At 70.8% G+C, this 20,467-nt stretch carries 15 protein-coding genes, 1 tRNA gene and 1 pseudogene; 4 read left to right on the forward strand and 13 right to left on the reverse strand.

Features of this window, described 5'->3' with window-relative positions; translation table 11 throughout:
- Positions 1 to 22 precede the first annotated feature (22 nt).
- On the reverse strand, positions 23 to 532 hold the full coding sequence (locus tag QP119_RS01000) for a YceI family protein (RefSeq protein WP_284773069.1): 510 nt from the start codon (positions 530 to 532) through the stop codon (positions 23 to 25).
- Between the two features lie 249 nt (positions 533 to 781).
- Here QP119_RS01000 and QP119_RS01005 point away from each other — a divergent pair, with 249 nt between their 5' ends.
- The 3 genes from QP119_RS01005 (at position 782) to QP119_RS01015 (ending at position 2,735) form a co-directional block, all read left to right on the forward strand.
- Positions 782 to 1,294 (forward strand): MarR family winged helix-turn-helix transcriptional regulator, encoded by a 513-nt coding sequence (locus tag QP119_RS01005; RefSeq protein ID WP_284773027.1) that lies wholly within the window; start codon positions 782 to 784, stop codon positions 1,292 to 1,294.
- Between the two features lie 173 nt (positions 1,295 to 1,467).
- Positions 1,468 to 1,722, forward strand: a complete 255-nt coding sequence (locus QP119_RS01010; protein ID WP_284773028.1) for a PspC domain-containing protein — start codon at positions 1,468 to 1,470, stop codon at positions 1,720 to 1,722.
- Between the two features lie 221 nt (positions 1,723 to 1,943).
- On the forward strand, positions 1,944 to 2,735 hold the full coding sequence (locus QP119_RS01015; protein ID WP_284773029.1) for an enoyl-CoA hydratase-related protein: 792 nt from the start codon (positions 1,944 to 1,946) through the stop codon (positions 2,733 to 2,735).
- A gap of 58 nt (positions 2,736 to 2,793) precedes the next feature.
- Here the strand turns inward: QP119_RS01015 and QP119_RS01020 are convergent.
- Together QP119_RS01020 and QP119_RS01025 are read right to left on the reverse strand one after the other, a co-directional pair.
- Positions 2,794 to 4,435 (reverse strand): annotated as a pseudogene (locus QP119_RS01020) (AMP-binding protein).
- A 111-nt stretch (positions 4,436 to 4,546) separates the two neighbouring features.
- Complete coding sequence (locus QP119_RS01025; protein ID WP_284773030.1) at positions 4,547 to 5,722, reverse strand: acyl-CoA dehydrogenase family protein; 1,176 nt, start codon at positions 5,720 to 5,722, stop codon at positions 4,547 to 4,549.
- Positions 5,723 to 5,926: 204 nt separating this feature from the next.
- Here QP119_RS01025 and QP119_RS01030 point away from each other — a divergent pair, with 204 nt between their 5' ends.
- Positions 5,927 to 7,012, forward strand: a complete 1,086-nt coding sequence (locus tag QP119_RS01030; protein ID WP_284773032.1) for a hypothetical protein — start codon at positions 5,927 to 5,929, stop codon at positions 7,010 to 7,012.
- An 88-nt stretch (positions 7,013 to 7,100) separates the two neighbouring features.
- On the opposite strand, the gene QP119_RS01035 is transcribed toward QP119_RS01030, so the two are convergent.
- From QP119_RS01035 to QP119_RS01080, 10 genes are all read right to left on the reverse strand, one after another.
- Positions 7,101 to 7,173 (reverse strand) — tRNA-Arg (locus QP119_RS01035).
- 72 nt (positions 7,174 to 7,245) lie between these two features.
- The gene (locus QP119_RS01040) at positions 7,246 to 8,355 is read right to left on the reverse strand and encodes an alpha/beta fold hydrolase (RefSeq protein WP_284773034.1); all 1,110 of its coding nucleotides are present in this window, start codon (positions 8,353 to 8,355) and stop codon (positions 7,246 to 7,248) included.
- Positions 8,330 to 8,854: a hypothetical protein gene (locus QP119_RS01045; RefSeq protein WP_284773035.1), complete on the reverse strand. Its 525-nt coding sequence runs from the start codon at positions 8,852 to 8,854 to the stop codon at positions 8,330 to 8,332. Before QP119_RS01045 ends, QP119_RS01040 begins: the two co-directional genes overlap by 26 nt.
- Before the next feature lie 34 nt (positions 8,855 to 8,888).
- On the reverse strand, positions 8,889 to 10,913 hold the full coding sequence (locus tag QP119_RS01050; protein ID WP_284773036.1) for an ATP-binding cassette domain-containing protein: 2,025 nt from the start codon (positions 10,911 to 10,913) through the stop codon (positions 8,889 to 8,891).
- Positions 10,914 to 10,973: 60 nt separating this feature from the next.
- Positions 10,974 to 11,759 (reverse strand): molybdate ABC transporter substrate-binding protein, encoded by a 786-nt coding sequence (modA, locus tag QP119_RS01055; RefSeq protein ID WP_423777736.1) that lies wholly within the window; start codon positions 11,757 to 11,759, stop codon positions 10,974 to 10,976.
- Between the two features lie 332 nt (positions 11,760 to 12,091).
- Positions 12,092 to 12,871 (reverse strand): respiratory nitrate reductase subunit gamma, encoded by a 780-nt coding sequence (gene narI / locus QP119_RS01060; RefSeq protein ID WP_284773041.1) that lies wholly within the window; start codon positions 12,869 to 12,871, stop codon positions 12,092 to 12,094.
- Positions 12,872 to 12,934: 63 nt separating this feature from the next.
- Positions 12,935 to 13,564 carry a nitrate reductase molybdenum cofactor assembly chaperone gene (gene narJ, locus QP119_RS01065; RefSeq protein WP_284773071.1) on the reverse strand — a complete coding sequence of 210 codons (630 nt, stop codon included), beginning with the start codon at positions 13,562 to 13,564 and terminating at the stop codon, positions 12,935 to 12,937.
- Between the two features lie 62 nt (positions 13,565 to 13,626).
- Positions 13,627 to 15,189, reverse strand: coding sequence for a nitrate reductase subunit beta (narH, locus tag QP119_RS01070; RefSeq protein WP_284773042.1), 1,563 nt, complete (start codon positions 15,187 to 15,189; stop codon positions 13,627 to 13,629).
- Positions 15,189 to 18,938 (reverse strand): nitrate reductase subunit alpha, encoded by a 3,750-nt coding sequence (locus tag QP119_RS01075; protein ID WP_284773043.1) that lies wholly within the window; start codon positions 18,936 to 18,938, stop codon positions 15,189 to 15,191. Before QP119_RS01075 ends, narH begins: the two co-directional genes overlap by 1 nt.
- Positions 18,939 to 18,989: 51 nt before the next feature.
- Positions 18,990 to 20,330 (reverse strand): nitrate/nitrite transporter, encoded by a 1,341-nt coding sequence (locus QP119_RS01080; protein ID WP_284773044.1) that lies wholly within the window; start codon positions 20,328 to 20,330, stop codon positions 18,990 to 18,992.
- Between the last annotated feature and the right edge of the window lie 137 nt (positions 20,331 to 20,467).

The raw sequence follows: 20,467 nt of genomic DNA on the forward strand, positions 1-20,467 counted from the left end.
GCGCTCTAGGGGCGTTTCAGGCTCAGGCCTGCTTGATGGCCGAGCCCTCGATCTCGATGCCGATCTTCTCGCTGACCAGCACGCCGCCGGAGTTCAGCGGGGCCTGGAAGTCGACGCCGAAGTCGGTGCGGTTGATCTTGCCGGTGGCCTCGAAGCCCAGGCGGGTGTTGCCGAAGGGGTCCTCCTCGACGCCGAAGAGCTCGACGCCCAGGGTGACGGGCTTGGTGGTGCCCTTGATTGTCAGGTCACCGGTGACGGTGCCCTCGCCGCCGGTCACGGAGACCTCGGTGGTGGAGAAGGTGATCTCCGGGAACTTCTCGACGTCGAAGAAGTCCTCGCCGCGGACGTGGCCGTCGCGGTCGGCGTTGCCGGTGTCGATCGAGGCGGTCTTGACGGTCGCCTTGGCGGAGGCCTCGGAGGCGTCGGCGGAGGTGATCTCCACGGTGCCCTCGACCTCGGGGAAGTGGCCGCGGACCTTGGTGACCATGGCGTGGCGGGCGGTGAAGCCGACGTTGGTGTGGGCCGGATCGATGGCGTAGGTGCCGGTGTAGTCGGTCGTTGAAGTCTCCTTGGAAGTTGATTGGGTCTGTGTGGTCTTGCTCCAATGCGTCACCGCAATCGCTGCGGTCGCGGACGCCTCCCGGCCGCGTTACCGTCCGTGTCGCGGTGAAGGGGCCCATCATAACGCCATTAGGTGACATATCAATAAAAAACTGTGAATCGTCAACAAAACGGGGTGGCTGTTGGCCTTTGCCAGGGGAGATAATTATTCTCTGGAACCATGACCAAGACCCCGCGGTGGCTCAACGACGACGAGCAGGACCTCTGGCGCCTCTATCTGGCGACCACGCGCAAGATCTCGCGCGCGATCGACGAGACATTGCAGAAGGGTCAGGACCTGTCAGCCTCCGAGTTCGCGGTGCTCGTCTCGCTGTCCGAGGCCGACGGAGAGTCGCTGCGCCTGCGCGACCTGTGCGCCTCGTTGGACTGGGACCGCAGCCGGACCTCGCACCAGGTCACGCGCATGGAGCGCCGCGGCCTGGTGACCAAGTGCCCCAGTGAGGGCGACGCCCGCGGCGTGGAGGTGCGCCTGACCGACGACGGCCGCAGCCGGCTGGTCGCCGCCGCGCCCGAGCACGTCGAGAGCGTGCGACGCCTCGTCTTCGACCACCTGAGCCCCGAGGCCGCCGCGGGCCTGCGCGCCTTCGGCGAGGGCGTGCTCGCCGTGGACAACGTTCCCGGCACCGGACACTTCGCCGGCCCGCTGTGCAAGGACGACGAGGCCGGGAAGTAGGGGGAGCGGTGCGCGCTCGGAGGTAGGGCACCGCACGGGGAGCGGTGCGTGCTGCCGCGCACCCCTAGGGGGAAGATCCGGGAGTCTCCCCGATGTGCCCGGGCGCGTGCGCGGCTTGACTCGAAGGTGACACGGGACGGAGAGACCGCCCCGGCCGCCCGAGAGGAGCCCCCATGACCGCCCAGACCTACATCCCGCCCGCCGCCGAGGACACCGCCGTCTACGGCGCGAACGCCGAGCCGCTGATTCGCCGGCGGCTGCACCGCTCGATCACGGACCGCTGGATCGGCGGCGTGTGCGGCGGCATCGCCGAGACCTACGGTTGGGACCCCGGGCTGGTGCGCCTGGCCTTCGTCGCCTCCGTGCTGCTGCCCGGCCCGCAGGTCATCTTCTACCTGCTCGCCTGGCTGATCATGCCGGAGGACTGAGGTCGGGTCGGCGGCGTCCGGTGCCGTGCGTGGCGAACGGCGACACCCGGTGCCGTGTGCGGCGCACGGCGACACCCGGTGCCGTGTGCGGCGCCGAGTGAGCCAGATCACCGAAAACGCTGCGGTGGTGCACCCTCGCCCGATACCTTGGACCCACACGCGACGCATCCGGTCGCCCCTTGACCGGAGACCGATCCAAGGGAAAGACGGTGAGTGGCCCCATGACGACGATCATCAGCGAGACCGACGGCAACGTGGCCGTGGTGACCATCGACAAGCCGAAGCGGCGCAACGCCCTGACCCACGCCGAGTTCCTGGAGCTCGCGCAGGCGGTCGAGCGGGCGGGTGCCGACGCCGCGGTGCGCGCCGTGGTGCTCACCGGCACCGGCCCCGCGTTCTGCGCGGGCGCCGACGTGGTCGACGGCGCATCCGAGGTCGCCGAGGCGCTCGCCGCAGGGGACGACGCCGACGGCGCCCCGATGGCCAACGCCACCGCGATGATCCGCGCGGTCACCGCTTGCCCGGTGCCCGTCGTCGCCGCCGTCGAGGGCGCGGCCGCCGGCATCGGCGCCTCGCTCGCACTGGCCTGCGACCTCATCGTCGCCGGTGAGAGTGGCTTTTTCACCCTGCCCTTCGGGCGCATCGGCCTGGTGCCCGACGGTGCGGCGTGTCTGACGGTGGCCGCCTCCCTGGGTCGCGCCCGGGCCATGCAGCTCGCGCTGACTCAGTCGCGGCTCCCCGCCGAGGAGGCCGCCGCCGCGGGGCTGGTCGCGGAGGTCGTCGAGGACGGCCGTGCCCTCTCCGCCGCCCGCGAGCTGGTCGCCGGCGTGCTCGCCGGCTCGCCGCGCGAGGCTCTCGCCGAGGTCAAGGCCCTCATCAACGGCGCGACCCTGGCAGGCCTCGACGAGCAGCTGGCCGTGGAGGCGAAGGTCCAGCCGCGCCTTCTGACCTCCGAGGGACACCGCGAGGGCGTGGCGGCCTTCCGCGAGCGCCGCCGCCCCGACTTCGGTTAGGCCCGGCCGACGCCCGGCGCGCGCGGGGCCCGGGCCTCCCCGCGCCACCGGCGCCGGCTCAGCGGTCGCGCAGCTCGTGGCGCAGGATCTTGCCGGAGACCGACTTCGGGATCTGCTCGATGAAGTCGATGCGGCGGATCTTCTTGTAGGGTGCCACCCGCTCGGCGACCCAGTCCTTCAGCTCCTCCTCGCCGAGCTCGTGGCCCTCCTTGACCACGATGAAGGCCCGGGGGACCTCCTCGCCGTCCTCGGGGCGGCGCCACGGCACGACCGCGGAGTCGGCCACCGAGTCGTGGGTCAGCAGCATCGCCTCCAGTTCGGCGGGGGCGACCTGGTAGCCCTTGTACTTGATCAGCTCCTTGGCCCGGTCGACGATGAGGAGCCTGCCGTTGGCGTTGTAGCGGGCGATGTCGCCGGTGCGCAGCCAGCCGTCCGGGGTGCGAGCCCCGGCGGTGGCCTCCTCGTTGTCGTGGTAGCCGAGCATGACCTGCGGCCCGCGGATCCACAGCTCGCCGTCGCGGGAGTGGCCCTCGGGCACGCCTTCGGCCTGCTGGTCGCCGGGCTCGGGCACGGGGATCTCTGCGAGGTCCGGGTCGAGCAGGTCGACCAGCTTGGCCTCGGTGTTGGGCGCCGGCGTGCCGATGGACCCGATGTCGCCCCGGCCGCGCACGTGCGCGGTGGCCAGCGGGCTGGTCTCGGTCATGCCGTAGTCCTGGATGACGTCGCAGCCGATGCGCTTCGCCACGGCGTCGGCCAGCTCCTCGTCGAGCGGCGCCGCCCCGGAGAGCATGAACTCGAGCGAGGAGAGGTCGAACTCGTCGACGGCGGGGTGCTTGGCCAGCCCGACCATGATCGGCGGGGCGACGTAGGTGTACTGCACGCCGCACTTCTGGTGCGCCTCGAGGAAGAGGTGCAGGTCGAACTTCGGCATGGTCAGAAGGTGGCAGCGCGCCGCGACGATGGTGTTGAGCATCGAGTTCATCCCGTAGATGTGGAAGAACGGCAGCGGGCCCATCACGGTCCAGCCCGGGCGCAGGCCGTTCAGGCTCAGCATCGCGACGGTCTGGCGGATGTTCGAGGTCAGGTTGTGGTGGCTCAGCCGCACGCCCTTGGGCCGGCCGGTGGTGCCGGAGGAGTAGGGCAGCGCGGCGAGGTGGGTGAGCGGGTCGATGTCGATTACGGGGGCGGGCCGGCCCTCGGTCAGCAGCGCCTCCAGCCCCTCGGTCGGGTCGTCGAGCGCGACGGTCATCGAGACTCCGGCGCGCTCGGCGCCCTCGGCGCCCGCGGGGCCGAGCTTGTCGATGTAGAAGCAGGCTGCCGGCGCCGGAGTCGCGCAGCTGGAACTCGACGTCCTTGGCGGTGGCCAGCGCGCCGATCGGGGTGATGGTGGCCCCGGCGCGCATGATGCCGTGGAAGGCCAGGGCGTAGGCGATGCCGTTGGGCGCCTGCAGGCCGACGACGTCGCCGACGCCGACCCCGCGGGCGGCCAGGGCGCCGGCGAGTGCCTCGACGCGGTCGCGGAACTCGCCGAGGGTGAGTGTCTGGCCGGTGGCGACGTCGGTGATGGCGGGGTTGTCGCGCTCATCGTCGGCGATGCCCCCGAAGACGAGGTCGAAGACGGTCTCGTCGTCGGGGACGTCGAGGTCGCGGACATTGTCGGTGAGCCACTCGACGGGGCGGACGGTCTGGGACGTGCTCATCGTTGCTCCTTGGGCGCCGGATGCGGTTGCCGGTACGGGGTCAGGGGCGGTCGGGTGAAGGCTCGGGTGCGGGGCGCGGGCTCGGCGGTGCGCGCGGTGTCCGGCGCGCGCTCAGCGGTAGGCGCTGACACCGGTGAGCGCCTTGCCGACGATCAGCGACTGGATGGTGTCGGTGCCCTCGTAGGTGTGCAGCGCCTCGAGATCGGCCATGTGGCGCATGACGTGGTTGTCCAGCAGGATGCCCACGCCGCCGAGCATGTCGCGGGCGTTCGCGGCGATGCGCCGGGCCGCCCGGGTGTTGTGCACCTTGGCCAGGGAGGCCTGCTTGGGCGAGAGGGTGCCGGCCTCCTCGAGGTCGGCCAGGCGCCGGCAGTAGAGCGCCATGGCGACCAGGTCCTGGAGCATGTCGGAGAGGCGCTGCTGGATGATCTGGAAGCCGGCGAGCTCCCGGCCGAACTGCTCGCGCTCCTGGACGTGGGCCAGGGCCTTCTCGAAGCAGTCGAGCGCGATGCCGAGGGCCGCCCAGGCCACCGAGCAGCGGGTGCCGGTCAGCACTCCCGCGGTGTCGCGGAAGCTGCGCGCGCCGGGCAGGCGGGCGGAGTCGGGCACGCGCACGTCGGTCAGCGTGATGAGAGCCTGGGGGATGCCGCGCAGCGAGCCTTTGCCGTTGATGGTTTCGGCGGAGTAGCCCTCGGCGGTCTGGTCGACGAGGAAGCCGCCGACCTCGCCGTCGTCGGTGCGCGCCCAGATGATGGAGACGTCGCCGACGGAGCCGTGGCCGATCCACTTCTTGGCCCCGTTGATCACCCATTCGTCGCCTTCGCGGCACGCGGAGGTCTCCAGGGCCACCGAGTCCGAGCCGTGGTCGGGCTCGGTCAGCGCGAAGGCGCCGAGCTTGTCGCAGGTGGCCATGGCCGGCAGCCACGTCGCCTTCTGCTCCTCGGAGCCGCAGTTGGCGATCGAGCGCATGGCCAGGCCCGCCTGCACGGCGATGGCGGTGGACAGCGAGGCGTCGCAGCGGGCGACCTCCATGACGATCAGGGAGCGCCCGAGCGCGGAGTAGGACGGTTGGCCGGGGATCTCGATGCCGTCGGTCATCAGCCCGGCCGCCGCGGCCTCGCGCACGAGGTCGAGCGGGTAGTCGGCGGTCTCCCAGGCGGCGTTGACGCGGTCGCGGGCCGCGGCGCCGAACTCGGCGGCGCGCCGCCACGCCTCGAGGTCGCCCCCGGTGACGTCCGCGAAGACGTCGTAGAAGTCTGCGGGGCTGGTGATGGGGTTGTCGGCCATGGCTCCTCCGGACGAATGGTCGTTAGTCGCTTACTGTGACCGCCGACACTACCAGCGTTGTCCGGTGGCGCGCGCCATTTCGCACGCGTACGTGACGCGCCGGGGTGGGGCACGCGCGGCGTCGGCAAGCTCCCCGGCGGGGCATGCGCGCCGCCTGATCGGTTCGGCGCGACGAATGACCTGCGCTGCACTAGCGTGACGGGCATGAACGCCCCGCAAAACTTCTCTGAACTCCACACCCACCCGGCCCCGGAGTCGATCCTCGACGCCGCGGCCCGCGAGCTGCCCGACGCCGGCGCGCCCGAGGCCCGTTCGATCCTCTCCGGGCTGGCCTGCCTAAGGCAGCTGCCCCTGCCGACGGCCGCGGTACTCATCGTCCAGGACCCCGACGCCAGCCACGTGCACACCCGGGCGCGGTGGCGGGAGCTGGGGCGCGCGCCATCGCGCGGCGCGCGGCCCTCGGCGCTGCCCGGCCCGCAGGGCTCCGTCGAGCTGGTCTACGACGAGCGCCAGACCACCTCGCTGGGCCAGGGCACCGCGCCGGACACCACGATCGAGCCCGTCGCCGCCGACGCCGCGGTGGACAACCTGATCGCCGGGCTTCCGGGCGTGGGCGTGGCCGCGCGCGAGGACCGCGAGGTCGCGGGGGAGGGGCGGCGCACCGTGCTCGGCCGGCGCCTGGCCGAGCCCGCCTTCGTGCCGGCACGGGCCGGCCACGAGCGCGCCGTGCTCGCCGAGGTCGTGCTCACCGACGCCTGGTTCGGGCTCAGCGCCCGCGAGCAGCTCGCGGACCTGCTGCCCGTCGTCGCCGAGGTGCTCGCCGCCGAGGGCCTGCCGCTCGGCGCGCTGGAGGCCAAGGAGCACGCCGCCGCCGAGCACCGCCTCGACGCCGAGGGCGTGACCAAGGACGAGCGCCGCCACCTGCTGGCCGCCTACCCCCTGATCGAACACCTGCGCTCCCGGGAGATTGACGACGCCGCGCAGCCCGCCGAGGGCGGTTCCGGCACCGAGGCCGCGGACGCCGGCGCGGGCGCCGGCGGGAGCGCAACCGAGGTGGCCGACGCCTCGAGCGCGGGTGCCTCGGCGCGCCTGGCCGGCTGGCTCGCCGCCGCGCGCCTGGGTATGGAGCGCGACTACCCCTCGGAGACGCACACCGCGGACCTGGGCCAGGCGCTGCGGCTGGCCGCGAAGCTCGAGTGCCTCTGCCTGGACTGTTGCGCGCGCTCGGGGGTCGCCTTCCCCGAGGACCGCGGCACCGAGCTGCTCGACTGGTGGCGCCGGCGGGACTAAGCTGGCGGGACTAGCCGGGCGCCCTCCTTTCCGCCCCTCTCCACGCGCACGAAAAACGCCGCAGGCCTTATGACCTGCGGCGTTACCGTGCCCCCGACAGGAGTCGAACCTGCGACCTTCGGTACCGGAAACCGGCGCTCTATCCACTGAGCTACGGGGGCATCCGCCCGGCGGTCAGCCGCCGGGCAACGGGAGACAGTTTAGCACCGCCCGCCCGTGCGGCCTAACCGCGGCTAGTTGACCTGCGGGGCGGAGGGGTCGATGCCCTGGATCTCCGAGGCGGTGGCCTCGCCGGTCTCCAGGTAGTGCATGACCAGCTCGTCGGCGGCCGGGTTGCCGGTGCCGAACTGCCCGTGGCCGGAGCCGCGCACGGTGACGACCTGGCTGTTCATCTGCCCGGCCATGTTGTCGAAGTTGCCGTAGACGGTCTGCGGGTCGCCGGTGGCCTGCAGCTGCAGGGGACGGTGCTGAAGCTTCGAGCCGTCGAGCGGGCGGACCTTCGTGGTCGCCGGCGCCCCGGCGCAGTACGCACCCGATCCGAAGAGCGCGGCCGGGGAGGCGAAGATGTCCCCGGTGACCAGCGAGTACCACAGGGCCTCGGGCCACATGAGCGGGTTGACCGGGGCCTCAGACTCGTTGCAGATCATCACGTTCTGCATGTAGGCGAAGGACTCCTCGACCTCGGCGGCCTCGGCCAGCGCACGGTCCTTGGTCTGCGCGTCCATCTGGTCGGCCGCGCCCGCGGCCTCGGCCGGGTCGAGGGTGCCGTTGATCGTCCGGGCCAGCATGTCCCAGGCGGCCGGGGCGGGCACGAGCAGGCGGGTTGTCAGAAGCAGCTCGGAGGTGGCCTGGTTGGCGCCCGGGTTGGCCGCCTGGGAGGCCAGGCCCTCGAGCTGCACGCGCTGCAGGCCGGCGGCGGTCATCAGGTCCGCGGCGGACTGGCCGGCCCACTCGAAGCCGGCGGGAACGTCGCCGACCTGTGCGGCCGGCGGGGCGACGGTCGGGTTGGTGCCGGCCTCGGCCGTGACAGCCACCGACCAGGCCTGGTAGGCCTTCAGCGGGGTGTCGCCGAGGTGGTAGGTCTCATCGTTGGCGGCGACCCAGCCGAAGAACTCATGCAGCGAGCGCTCGTAGCCGGACTTCTGGCTGACAATCAGCGGAGCCCACATGGTCTCGCGGTTGAAGCCGGAGTCGAGCACCAGCTTGTCCACGCGCTCGGGGTACTTCGAGGCGTAGACGGAGCCGAGCAGCGTGCCGTAGGAGACGCCGACGATGTTGATGCGCTCCTCGCCGAGCGCCGCGCGCACCGCCTCCCAGTCACCGGCGGTGTTCTCGGTGGTCACCTGCTGCGGGAAGCGGGGGGGTGGCCTCGCAGGCGGCGCGCACGGCCCCGCCGGCGTTGACCGTCTGCGCGACCGGGTCCGCCGAGGCGTTCTCGCTGCAGGTCAGCGCCCGGGAGCCGGAGAGCCCGCGCGGCTGGACGGCGACCACGTCGTAGTGCTCGCGCAGCTGGGAGGGCAGGACCATGCCCTGGGTGGAGCCGTAGGCGCCCATGGCGTCCACGCCCGGGCCACCGGGGTTGGTGAAGACGGTGCCGCGCTTCTCGCCGCCGGCGGGCAGGCGCACGAGGCTGACCTGCATCTTCTCCCCGCCGGGGTTGGCGTGGTCGACGGGCACCTCGACGGTGCCGCACTCGGCGCCGGGCTGGTCGACGCGCACGGGGCACTCGCCCCAGTTCGCGCCGGCGGTCTGGGCGCCGGCGGGCGAGGCGGCGACGGTGAGGGTGGTGGCACTGAGCGCCGCCGCGGCGACCGCGGCGGCGCTGCGCAGAATGTTCTTCACAGGGGCTCCTTTCGGGTCCCCATGAAGGTATCAACTAGACGTTATCGGTGCCGGGCTCAGGTGTGAGCCGGGGGTGCACCGTCACCGCGGTGGCCTTGACCAGGCAGTCGACCGCGACGCCGGACTCCAGGCCCAGCTCGACGGCCGCGGCTGTGGTGACCGGGGTGGTCAGCTGCACGCCCTCGGCGAGGCCCACGGTGACGATAACGTTGGCGCCCGCGCCGGCGTCGGCCGGGGTGGAGTCGAGCGTGAGCACGGTGCCGGACCAGCGGTTGCGCGCCGAGAGCACCTCGGGGGCCCGATTGCCGACGTCCCGTCGCCCGGCCTCGCCGGTCCCGTCACCGTCGGCGCCCGCACCGGCGCCCACGTCGGCGGCGCCCGCGCTCCGCACGAGCGTGACCGCCGTCGGGGCGAAGGTCACCACGGCCGGCGTGCCGGGGGCTGTGCCCCCGGCCGGGACCGGGGCGTCCTCGGACGGCGAGCCCACGACTTCCTGGCCGGCGACGTCGACGGTGACCGACGCGGCGTCGGAAATTGTCACCGTGCCCTCGAGGCGGTTGACGCCGGCCAGGCGCGCGGCGAAGTCCGTGGGCGGCAGGGCGAAGAGCTCGCCGGTGGGTACCTCGGCGACGGTGCGCCCGGACTGCATCACGGCCACGCGCTCGGAGAGCCCGGCCAGGTCGACGGGGTCGTGGGTGACCATGATCGTGGTGCGGTCACCGCCGGTGGCGCGCAGCAGGCGGCGCCAGCGGGCGGTGGAGTCGACGTCGATGGCGGCCATCGGCTCGTCGAGGATGAGCACGCCGGGGCGCGCGCCGAGGGCGCGGACCAGGGCGACCTGCGCGGCCTGCCCGCCGGAGAGCGCCGGCACCGGGGTGTCGGCCAGGTCCGCCAGCCCGGCGGCCTCGAGCAGCTCGCCGGAGAGCTCCTTGTCGCGGGTGGCCATGGTGACCGCCTGGCGCACCGTGGCGGTGCGCGGCAGGCCGGGCCGCTGGGTCAGCAGCACGATGCCGCGGCGCTGGGCGGGCACGAAGTCGCCGCGGGCGGGCCCGTCGACAAGCTCGCCGTCGACGCGGACCTCGGCGCCGCGCAGGCGCCCGGCGATCAGCCCCGCCAGGGTGGTCTTGCCCGAGCCGTTCGGCCCGATCAGCGCGGTGATGGTGCCGGCGGGGAAGTGGGTGGTCTCCCCGCGGGTGGTGATCTCCACGCCGGTGCCGCCGGAGGCCGGCCGGGTCAGCTCGCGCATGCGCCCGGTGTCCAGGGCGGTGATCGTCGCCGGGCGCGGGGTGTGCTCGCGGGCGAAGAGCGTGGGCAGCATCGCGGCGAGGAACACGAGCACGGCGAGGATGATCAGCACCGCGGCCAGCACGTAGGCGCGATCCTGGTCGATCTCGCGCTCGAGGTAGATGCCGATGGGCATGGTGCGCGTCTCGCCGGGCATGGAGCCCGCGAAGGTCAGCGTGGTGCCGAACTCGCCGAGCGAGCGGGCGAAGGCGAGCCCCGCGCCCGTTGCCACGGCCGGCGCGATGGCCGGCAGCGTGATGCGGGTGAGAATCTCGCGCGGGCGCATGCCCACGCCGGCGGCTGAGGCGAGGATCTCGCGGTCGATCTGGCGCAGCGCCGAGTCGACGGAGACGATCACGAAGGGCAGCGCGACGAAGGTGTGGGCGAGCACCACGCCGGGGAAGGCGAAGGCGAACTGGATGCCCAGGGCGTCGAGCACCGGGGCGAGCAGCCCGTGCCGGCCCACCGCGGCCGTCAGCGCCAGGCCCGCGACCACCGGCGGCATCGCCAGCGGCAGCATGACCAGCAGGCGCACCACACGCGCGCCGAAGCGTTCGGAGGACGAGATCCACACCGCCAGCGGCACGCCGAGCAGCACCGTGATCACGGTGGCCTGCACGGCGGCGTAGATCGTCACGGCGAGCAGCTCGCGGGTGTCGTCCTCCTGGAGGACGGGCCAGAACTGCGACCAGTCCACGCGCACGCCGAGGGCGAGCACAGGGCCGACGATGACGACGACGCCGATGACGGCGACCAGAAGCAGGGCAACCGGCACCCGGGCGCCTGCGGGCCCGGGGGGCGGTTGCTCAGTGGGAGTGCGTGTCACGCGCACCTCTTACTCGGAGACGGGGGTGAAGCCGTACTTCTCCCAGGTCTCGGGAAATTCCTTGGAGGTCAGCAGCTCGATGAGCTCGCGGGCGGCCTCCGGGTTCTCGGAGTTGGTGGTCACCGCGGCGTAGAGGGAGTTGACGTGGTCCTCGGCCTTGGGGATCTCGATGACCTCGACGTCGTCGCCGGCGGCCTGCGCGTCGGTGCGGTAGACCCAGCCGGCGTCGGCCTCACCGGAGGTCACCTTGCCCAGCACGTCGGAGACGGACTGCTCGAGCGAGACGGCCTCGATGTCGATGCCCAGGTCGTCCTGGATGGACTTCGAGACGTTGCCGCAGGGGACCTGCTCGTCGCACAGGACGACGTTCTTGCCGGCCATGGAGCCGTCGTCGACGCCGGTGATGTCGCCGGGGTTGCCCTTCGGCACGACCATGACCATGGAGTTCTGCGCGATCTCGACCGGGTCGGAGGCCACGGAGGCGTCGACGGCCTTGTCCATGTTTTTCTTGTCGGCGGAGATGAAGACGTCACCGGGGTGGCCGTCCTGCAGCTGCTGGACCAGGCCGGAGGAGCCGCCGTTGATGAACTCGAGGTTCAGCGGGGTGTCCAGCTCGGCGGTCTGGGCGTCGAGGTCGTCGTTGAGGACGCGGGTCGAGGCGGCGGCGAGCACGGTCAGGTCGACGGCCACGTTCTGGTCGGAGGCGGCCTGGGACTCGGTGTTGGAGCCGGCGGCGGAGCTCGAGGTGGCCTCGGCGGAGGAGTCGTTCTCGTTGGACGGCGAGCAGCCGGCCAGGACGATCGCCGCGGCGGAGACGACGGAGATTGCTGCGAGGGTCTTCTTCACGGGAAAAGCTTCCTTTCAGCGCGATTCCGGTATGCGGGCACCAGTATGACAGCTCTTGTCGGCGCTGTTCAGACACGATGAACCCGATTCTGGCGGGGTTATTCGTGGCTGGTACTTCGATTGACGACGTCCCGTCGGCCCGCGCCGGCGCCGCGTGGCGCCGTCGGCGCAGCTCACCGTGCACGGGTGGGGCCGTGTAAAAGGACCGCCCGGACGGGGGTGTACATCCGTACACTTCCCGGATCCGGGCGGTCACGGGGGAGGGGTTCGGGGGTGGACCTTTAGGCCCCCGACCACTTGGCCTCGTCGTCGAGCTGCTTCTTGTTGGAGCGCACCGGCTCCCAGGCCACCGAGGCGCGCAGCGGCTGGGTGGTGATGTCACGGGAGCGGTAGACGACGTAGGGGCGGGTCAGGTAGCCGATCGGGGCGGAGAAGGCGTGCACCAGGCGGGTGAATGGCCAGGCCGCCAGCAGGGTCAGGCCGGCGGTGACGTGGACCTTGAATTGCCAGGGCACGTCGGCCATCAGCTCGGGCTGCGGGTTGAAGATGAGCAGCTGGCGGATCCACGGCGAGATCGTCTCGCGGTAGTCGTAGCCGTGCGGGCCGCCGAAGACCTGCAGCGAGACGGTGGCCACGGCGCCGGAGAACAGCGCCAGGCCCAGGATGACGTACATGACCTTGTCCGAGGTCGAGGTCGCCAAAAAGACGCTGCGCTTGACCACGCGGCGGTAGATCAGGCCGAGGAAGCCGACGATGACCATCGCGGCGGCGATCGTGCCGGGGATCGTGGCGATCAGGTGGTAGGCGCCGTCGGAGATCCCGATGGCCCGGGTGAAGGACTTGGGGAAGGCCAGGCCCATCACGTGGCCGAGGAAGACGAAGACGATGCCCCAGTGGAACAGCGGCGAGGTGATGCGCAGCAGGCGGGACTCGTAGATCTGGGAGGAGTGGCTCGTCCAGCCGAACTGGTCGTAGCGCCACCGCCAGATCAGGCCGACCACGAAGGCGGCGATGGCCAGCCAGGGGTAGGCCACCCACAGGAAGAGTTCGAAGGTGTCCATGGTGTCAGTGCCTCTCCATCGGGTTCGCGGGGGACTGTGCGGGGGATTGTGCGGTCGAGGTTCTCATCGGGTACCGGCCCCCGGGAACGGCAGCGGGGTCTCGATGCCGACCATTTCGGCCGGGGGACCGGAACGGATCAGGTCGAGGTAGCGCTCGCGGGTGTCCTCGTCGATCTCCGGCAGCGCGGCGCACACCGCGCGCACCAGGTGCGCGTAGGGCGAGTCCTGGTGCTCGAGGGCGGTGCGCAGTACCTCGATCCCCTCGCGGTGGGCCGCGAGGATCTCGAGGGCGTCGGCGTGGCCGGGGCCGTCCGCGCGGGCGGCGGCCTCGAGGACCACGCAGATGTGGTCGGGCAGCTCCTCGCGGACCTGCTCGACGCCGAGGGCCTTCAGCTGCTGCTTGAAGGCGACGATCGCCGAGCCGCGCTGGCGGGTGTCGCCGACGGCGTAGTAGGACAGGTACAGCGCGCAGCGGCGGCGCTGGTCGAAGGTCTCCACGTAGTGGATCTCCATGCCGCGCCGGCCGCGCTCGCGTGCGACGGCGAGGAACGCTCCGAGCTCGGCCACGACGGCGTCGGGAAGCTCGTCGAGCGCGGACTCGGTGGCGTCGAGGACGGCGGTGAAGTTCTCGCCGGGGTAGTCCAGCAGCACGGAGACGGCCATGAACAGCGTGCGCCGCTGCGCCTCGGTCATCTCGACGGCCGGAACCACGGTCTGCGGGGCCTGGCCGGCGAAGGTTCTGCGGTTCACTTTTCTCACCTGCCCTGCGGGAACATCGCGTCGGGGCGCTCGCCGGGGGCCCAGCTGGCCAGCGGGACCTGCGGGGCGTTGCCCGGCCGGCAGGACTCCGGCGCGCCGAGGCCGGCGCCCGGGTCGGCGTCGCCGAAGGGGTCGAGCGAGGTGATCCCGCGCGGCGACTCCGGGGAGGCGGTCGGGATGACGTAGCGGTCGTCGTACTTGGCGATGGCCAGCAGGCGGTACATCTTCTCGATCTCCTTGCCCGTCATGCCGACGGACGCGGCGATATCCTCGTTCGGCTCGCCGCCGAGGTTGATGTCGCGCATGTAGGAGCGCATCGCGGTCAGGCGGCGCAGCGAGAGCTCCACCGGGGCGGTGTCGCCGGCGGTGAACAGGCCCGCCAGGTACTCCAGAGGGATGCGCATCGTCGACAGCGCGGTGAGCAGCACCTTGTGGTCCTCGCCGTCGTTGCCCGAGGCGGTCACCTGGTCGACGACCGGCGACAGCGGCGGGATGTACCAGACCATCGGCAGGGTGCGGAACTCCGGGTGCAGCGGCAGGGCCAGCCCGTAGCGGAAGATCAGGTCGTAGATAGGCGACTCCTGGGCGGCGGTGATCCAGGACGGCGGGATGCCCTCCTCGTACGCCGCGGCCACCACGCGCTCGTCGTGCGGGTCCAGGAAGAGCGACTTCTGCGCCTCGAAGAGGTCCTGCGGGTCCTTGGTGGCGGCGGCCTCGGCGACGCGGTCGGCGTCGTAGAGCAGCACGCCCAGGTAGCGCAGGCGGCCCACGCAGGTCTCCGAGCACACGGTCGGCTGGCCGACCTCGAGGCGCGGGTAGCACAGCGTGCACTTCTCGGCCTTGCCGGTCTTGTGGTTGAAGTAGACCTTCTTGTACGGGCAGCCGGAGACGCACATGCGCCAGCCGCGGCAGCGGTCCTGGTCGACGAGGACGATGCCGTCCTCGGTGCGCTTGTACATCGCGCCCGAGGGGCACGAGGAGACACATGTCGGGTTCAGGCAGTGCTCACAGATGCGCGGCAGATAGAACATGAAGGAGTCCTCGATGTCCTTCTTGACCGTCAGGTTCATCTGGTGGAGCACCGGGTCGTCGTCGAGGGTGGCCGTCGAGCCGCCCAGGTTGTCGTCCCAGTTGGAGGACCACTCGATCTTGTCGATCGGCCGGCCGTCGAGCTGGGAGACCGGGCGGGCCGTCGGCTGGGTGCGCTGGCCGGCCGGGGCCTGGAGCAGCTTGTCGTACTCGTAGGTCCACGGCTCGTAGTAGCCCTCGATCGTGGGCAGGTTCGGGTTGTGGAAGATGGTCAGCAGCTTCTTGAGCCGGCCGCCGGAGCGCGGCTTGAGCTTGCCCGAGGAGGTGCGCTCCCAGCCGCCCTCCCAGCGGTCCTGGTCCTCCCAGCCGCGCGGGTAGCCCACGCCCGGCCGGGTCTCGACGTTGTTGAACCAGATGTACTCGGTGCCCTCACGGTTGGTCCAGGCCTGCTTGCAGGTCACGGAGCAGGTGTGGCAGCCGATGCACTTGTCCAGGTTCATCACCATGGCGATCTGTGCCATGACCTTCATCAGTACTCAACCTCCTGGGAGCGGCGACGGATGCGGGTGACCTCGTCGCGGTTGTTTCCGGTGGGCCCGATGTAGTTGAAGCCGTAGGTCAGGTGCCCGTAACCGCCGGCGACGTGGATGGGTTTGATCATGATGCGGGTCAGCGAGTTGTGCGTGCCGCCGCGGCGGCCGGTGCGCTCGTTGACCGGGGTGCCCGTGGTGCGCTCCTGGGCGTGGTTCATGTAGACCGTGCCCGCCGGGATGCGGTGGGAGACGATCGCGCGGGCGGAGACGACACCGTTGCGGTTGTAGGCCTCGATCCAGTCGTTGTCCTTGACCCCGATGCGCTCGGCGTCGACGTTGGACATCCAGATGACCTGCCCGCCGCGCGAGATCGACAGCACGTGCAGGTTGTCGTAGTACTGCGAGTGGATCGACCACTTGTTGTGCGGGGTCAGGTAGCGCACGGTGACCTCGGGGCCGCCGTCGGGGCCGGTGCCGGCCTCGCCGGGGCCGATCTCGCCGTTGATGTGCACGTGGTCGAAGGGCGGCCGGTAGATCGGCAGCGCCTCGCCGTAGTCCTGGAACCAGTCGTGGTCCAGGTAGTAGTGCATGCGCCCGGAGAGGGTGTGCCAGGGCTTGGCGTACTCGAGGTTGAGCGAGAAGGCGGTGTAGCGCCGCCCGTCCTTCTTCGAGCCGGTCCACTCCGGCGAGGAGATGACCTCGGCGGGGCGCTCCTTGATCATGTCCCAGTTGATGTGGGACTCCGAGACGCCGGCGACCTCGACGGTCATGTCGGTGCCGACGCGTTCGCCCTGGTTGCGGAAGCCCTCGAGGGCGACCTCGCCGTTGGAGACACCCGACAGGTGCAGGATCGCCTCGATGGCCTTGGTGGCGGTGTCCAGCAGCGGGCGCTCGCCGGCCGAGGCGGTCTCCGAGGTCGAGTTGATCAGCTTGAGCTCCTCGACCTGTTTGGCCACGTTATAGGACGTGCCGTGCACGCCCGTGCCGAGCTTGCCGGTCAGCGGGCCCAGGTGGGTCCACTTCTCGTGGATCTTGGTGTAGTCGCGCTCGACGGGCACCAGCTTGGCCATCGTCTTGCCCGGGATGAGGCCGGTCTCCTCGAGGTCCGGCACCACGCCGTGGGCGTTGGCCAGCTCGTCGGGGGAGTCGTGGCCCAACGGGGCGGTGACGACGTCGCGCTGGGTGCCCAGCCAGTTGACGGCCATCCCGGAGAACGCCTTGGCCAGGTCGCGGAAGACCTCGAAGTCGCTGCGCGCCTCCCACGGCGGGTTGATCGCCGCGTTGAAGGAGTGGATGAACGGGTGCATGTCCGTGCTGGACAGGTCGTTCTTCTCGTACCACGTCGCCGCCGGCAGGACGATGTCGGAGACCAGCGTCGTCGAGGTGGTGCGGAAGTCCGTGGTCATCATCAGGTCGAGCTTGCCGTTGGGCGCCTCGTCCTGCCAGCGGATCGTCGTGGGGCGCTCGTCGGGGCCGAGCTCCTCGGCGGTGGCGTCGGAGTCCACGCCGAGCATGTGGCGCAGGAAGAACTCGGTGCCCTTGGCCGATGAGCCCATCAGGTTGGTGCGCCAGTTGAGCAGGATGCGCGGGAAGTTGACCGGGTTGTCCGGGTCCTGGCAGGCGAACTCCATCTCGCCGGACTCGAGCTGGCTGACGATGTAGTCCTTGACGTCCATGCCCGCGGCCTCGGCGTCGTCGGCCAAGGTCAGCGGGTTGCGGTTGAACTGCGGGTAGCTCGGCATCCAGCCGCGGCGCATCGACTCGACCAGGGTGTCCGAGGTCAGTTTCTCGCCGACGGTGCCGTGGGCGGCCAGCGGGGAGGCCAGGCGGTCGGCCCGGGTGGAGTCGTAGCGCCACTGCGAGGTGGTCATGTAGTAGAAGCCGGTGGTGATCATCTGCCGCGGCGGGCGCGACCAGTCCAGGCCGAAGGCGTACTGCGACCAGCCGTTCATCGGGCGCAGCTTCTCCTGGCCGACGTAGTGGGCCCAGCCGCCGCCGTTGACGCCCTGGGTGCCGCACATCGAGGTCAGCGCCAGGAAGGTGCGGTAGTGGCTGTCGGCGTTGAAGTAGTGGTTGACGCCGGCGCCCATGATGATCTGGGAGCGGCCCTTGGAGTCCACCGCGTTCTGGGCGAACTCGCGGGCGACACGGATGGCACCCGCGGCGGGCACGCCGGTGAGCTCCTCGGCCCAGGCCGGGGTGCCCACCTCGTCGGCGTCGTCGTAGCCGGTCGGCCACTGGCCGGGCAGCTCCAGGCCGTCGCGGCGCACGCCGTAGTGGGCGAGCATGAGGTCGTAGACGGTGGTGACCAGGCGGCCGGCGACCCGGCGCACGGGCACACCGCGGTGGACCACGCCGGCGCCCACCGGGCCCTCGGTGGAGTCCGAGGCCGGCAGGTCGAAGCGGGGCAGCAGCAGCTCGGCGGTGCCGGAGAACTCGTCGCCCGCCTCGACGTCGGCGACGGACATGACCGGGTCCACGCCGTCGAGGCGCAGGTTCCACTTGCCCTTGCCGTCCTCGCCGTAGCGGTCGGCGATGGTGCCGCCGGGGTCGACCGCCGAGCCGTCGGCCTGCATCACCAGCAGACGGTGAGTGCTGTTCGCACTGTCGCGCAGCGCGGCGTCGTCAAGCTCGGAGGCGGTCAGGAAGTTGCCCGGGGTGTAGGCGCCGTCGCCGTGGTCGTCGAGCTCGACGAGGAACGGCGCGTCGGTGTAGCGGCGCATGTAGTCCAGGAAGTACGGCTCGCGCCGGCCGACGTGGAACTCGTTGAGGATGACGTGGCCCATGGCGAAGGCCAGGGCGCCGTCGGTGCCGGGGTTGATGCGCAGCCACTCGTCGGCGAACTTGGTGTTGTCGGCGAAGTCGGGGGAGACCACGACGACCTTGGTGCCCTTGTAGCGGGCCTCGACCATGAAGTGCGAGTCCGGGGTGCGGGTCACCGGGATGTTGGAGCCCCACATCATCAGGTAGCTGGAGTTGTACCAGTCGCCGGACTCGGGCACGTCGGTCTGGTCGCCGAAGGTCTGCGGGCTGGCCGGCGGCAGGTCCGCGTACCAGTCGTAGAAGGACAGCGCCACGCCGCCGATCAGCTCCAGGAAGCGGGTGCCGGCGCCGTAGGAGACCTGCGACATTGCGGGGATGACGGTGAAGCCGGCGATGCGGTCCGGGCCCCACTGGCGGATGGTGTAGACGTTCGCGGCGGCGGCCATCTCGATGGCCTCCTCGTAGGAGACGCGGATCAGGCCGCCCTTGCCGCGCTGGGAGACGTAGGCGGCGCGCTTGTCCGGGTCCTGCTGGATCTCGCGCCAGGCGAGCACGGGGTCGCCCAGGCGCTCCTTGGCCTCGCGGTACATGTCGACGAGCACGCCGCGGGCGTAGGCGTGGCGGATGCGCGTCGGCGAGTAGGTGTACCAGGAGAAGGAGGCGCCACGCGGGCAGCCGCGCGGCTCGTAGTCCGGCATCTCGGAGCCGGTGGTGGGGTAGTCCACCGCCTGCGACTCCCAGGTGATCACGCCGTCCTTGACGTAGACCTTCCAGGAGCAGGAACCGGTGCAGTTGACGCCGTGGGTGGAGCGGACCATCTTGTCGAAGGCCCAGCGGTTGCGGTAGAAGACGTCGGCCTGGCGGCCCCCGGAGAGGAAGAGCTGCTGGCCGTGCGAGCCGGTGGTGCCCTTGCGCACGAAGCTGCCCAGCTTGAACAGCGGGTTCGCGTCGTCCGGTCGGGACTGTTTGGTGGAGGTGTTCATGACTTCCTTGAGCGGTCTCGGGGATTTCCGGTGCAGTGGGTGCCGGTGAGGTCAGCCCGGGAACGGGGCGTTCGGGCGGGCGTAGTAGATCCAGACCAGGGTGGTGGCGATGATGAAGAAGACCACGCAGCCCCAGAAGAAGCCGGGCGCGCCGACCGAGGAGATGAGCATGCCGGCGATGAAGGGGCCGAAGGCGGCGATCGCGCCGGTCCAGCCGATCACGCCGCCGGACTGGCGGGGCGGGAGGATCATCGGCATCTGCTTGAACGTGCCGGCGTTGGCGAAGCCGGAGAAGAAGAACATGCCGAGCATGAAGCCGAGGAACCACCAGAACTGGTCCGGGTGGGACGGGTTGAGGAAGAGCGCGGCCCCGGCGGTGCACACGGTCATGCCGACGCCGCCGATGAAGGTCCAGATCGCGCCGCCGAACTTGTCGCACAGCGGGCCCCACAGGGCGCGCACGCCGGCGCCGATGAGCGGCCCGAGGAAGGCGAAGCTCGCGCCGGCCGGCAGGGTGGCCGGGTCGAAGGTCTCGGCGAAGGCGGACTCACGGCCGTAGATGTTGTTGATCAGCAGGCCGAACTGGGCGGAGAAGCCGGAGAAGGCGCCGAAGGCCATCAGGTAGGCGATGGTGAGGATCCAGGTGTTCTTGTTGCCGAAGATGTCGATCTGCTGGCGGAAGTTCGCCTTGACCGGCACGTCCTTGAGCAGGGTCCAGGACAGGACGGCGGCGATGATCGCCCACGGGATGAAGACGGCCGCGGCGTTGTGCACGTAGATGGTGCCGCCGTCGCTGTTGTTGGTCTGCGGGGCGACGAAGGACAGGCCCAGCAGTCCGAAGCCCATGACCCAGGGGCCGACGAACTGGATCAGCGACATGCCCAGGTTGCCGATGCCGGCCTGCAGGCCGAGCGCGGTGCCGGAGAGGCGCTTCGGGAAGAAGTATCCGGTCGAGGGCATGAAGCCGGAGAAGACGCCGCCGCCGATGCCGGCGAGGAAGGCCAGCACGAGCAGCCACCAGAACGGGGTGGAGGTGTCGCGCACGGCGAAGAACCAGCCGAACATTGGGATCAGGAACAGCAGCGAGGACATCGTCACGAGCTTGCGGGTGCCGATGACCGGCGGCAGGAACATGAACACCAGGCGGAACAGGCCGCAGGCCAGGCCCGGGATGGCGGTCAGCCAGTACAGCTGCCCCTTGGTCAGGTCGAAGCCGATGTCGTTGAGCACCGGTGCGATCGCGGAGACCAGGTACCAGGTGCAGAAGCCGATCGTCAGCGCGAAGGTGGACACCCACAGCGTGCGCCAGGCGATCTTCGAGTCCCAGGTCTCCTCGTTCTCGGGATTCCAGTTCTCGAGCACCCGGCCGTCGGTGCGGAGTTCAGTTGCCATTCGATTCACCTTGTCTGCAAGAAAGTGTGAAGGGGATTCACCGAAACCCCGGCGCAATATTGAACTGCTCCCCATTAGTTGGACTGAGAAATCAGTTACCGACTAGTGGGGAGTAGTTTTCTTTGAGAGCACGAAGT

The organism is Corynebacterium frankenforstense, assembly GCF_030211955.1.
GTDB lineage: Bacteria > Actinomycetota > Actinomycetes > Mycobacteriales > Mycobacteriaceae > Corynebacterium > Corynebacterium frankenforstense_A.